Origin of the sequence: Aneurinibacillus danicus, from assembly GCF_007991215.1 — a bacterium.
Classification (GTDB): Bacteria; Bacillota; Bacilli; order Aneurinibacillales; family Aneurinibacillaceae; genus Aneurinibacillus; species Aneurinibacillus danicus.
Map to the genome: position 1 here is coordinate 1 of NZ_BJXX01000255.1, position 1604 is coordinate 1604.

The 1604-nt window shown below is 54.7% G+C and carries 1 rRNA gene; it reads right to left on the reverse strand.

From position 1 onward, the window contains the following. Window positions 1-1530: ribosomal RNA gene (locus tag ADA01nite_RS21565) — 23S ribosomal RNA — on the reverse strand; the annotation flags it as partial. Window positions 1531-1604 lie beyond the last annotated feature (74 nt).

Genomic DNA, 1604 nt, shown 5'->3' on the forward strand with positions numbered 1-1604 from the left:
CGGAGTGGAGGTAGTACAGGAATTTCCACCTGTTGTCCATCACCTACGCCTTTCGGCCTCGGCTTAGGTCCCGACTAACCCTGAGAGGACGAGCCTTCCTCAGGAACCCTTAGGCTTTCGGCGGAGAGGATTCTCACCTCTCTTTTCGCTACTTACACCGGCATTCTCACTTCCTGCCGCTCCACCAGTCCTTCCGGTCTGACTTCACCGCGGCAGGAACGCTCCCCTACCACTGACACCTACGGTGTCAATCCACAGCTTCGGTAGTACGCTTAGCCCCGTTACATTTTCCGCGCAGAGTCACTCGACCAGTGAGCTATTACGCACTCTTTAAATGGTGGCTGCTTCTAAGCCAACATCCTGGTTGTCTGGGCAACTCCACATCGTTTCCCACTTAGCGTACATTTAGGGACCTTAGCTGGTGATCTGGGCTGTTTCCCTTTTGACTACGGATCTTAGCACTCGCAGTCTGACTCCCGGACCGGCTGTCTCTGGCATTCGGAGTTTGACTGAATTTGGTACCCCGCGAGGGGCCCGCATCCAATCAGTGCTCTACCTCCAGGACAGGCATCCGAGGCTAGCCCTAAAGCTATTTCGGGGAGAACCAGCTATCTCCGAGTTCGATTGGAATTTCTCCGCTACCCACACCTCATCCCCGCACTTTTCAACGTGCGTGGGTTCGGGCCTCCAGTGCGTGTTACCGCACCTTCACCCTGGACATGGGTAGATCACACGGTTTCGGGTCTACGGCTACGTACTCCTTCGCCCTGTTCAGACTCGCTTTCGCTGCGGCTCCGTCTTCTCTGACTTAACCTTGCACGCAACCGTAACTCGCCGGTTCATTCTACAAAAGGCACGCCGTCACACATCACCGGGTCCCCGCAAAAGTAGTCGGAATCAGCTTCGACAGCTGAGCCCTTCACTTTTGTGGGTGGTGAATTGTGCTCCGACTAGTTGTAGGCACACGGTTTCAGGTTCTCTTTCACTCCCCTCCCGGGGTGCTTTTCACCTTTCCCTCACGGTACTGGTTCACTATCGGTCGCCAGGGAGTATTTAGCCTTGGGAGATGGTCCTCCCGGATTCAGACGGGGTTTCACGTGTCCCGCCCTACTCAGGGTACGTCTCGGAGAGACGGCCATTTCGACTACAGGATTGTTACCTTCTCTGATGGGCCTTTCCAGACCGCTTCGTCTATGACCGTCCTTTGTCACTCCATGTGAGACGCCCTACAACCCCAGAAGGCGAACCTTCTGGTTTGGGCTCCTCCGCGTTCGCTCGCCGCTACTGACGGAATCACTGATTGTTTTCTTTTCCTCAGGGTACTTAGATGTTTCAGTTCCCCTGGTCTGCCTCTCGCTGCCCTATGGATTCAGGCAGGAGTACTATCCCATTACGGATAGTGGGTTCCCCCATTCGGACATCTCCGGATCAACGCTCGCTTACAGCTCCCCGAAGCATTTCGTCGTTCGCCACGTCCTTCATCGGCTCCTGGCGCCAAGGCATCCACCGTGCGCCCTTTGTAGCTTAACCACAAAGGGTTATCACCAAAAAGGATATCGTTTGGATTTTCCTACTTGCGCATATTTCTTCTGTATCCAGTTTTC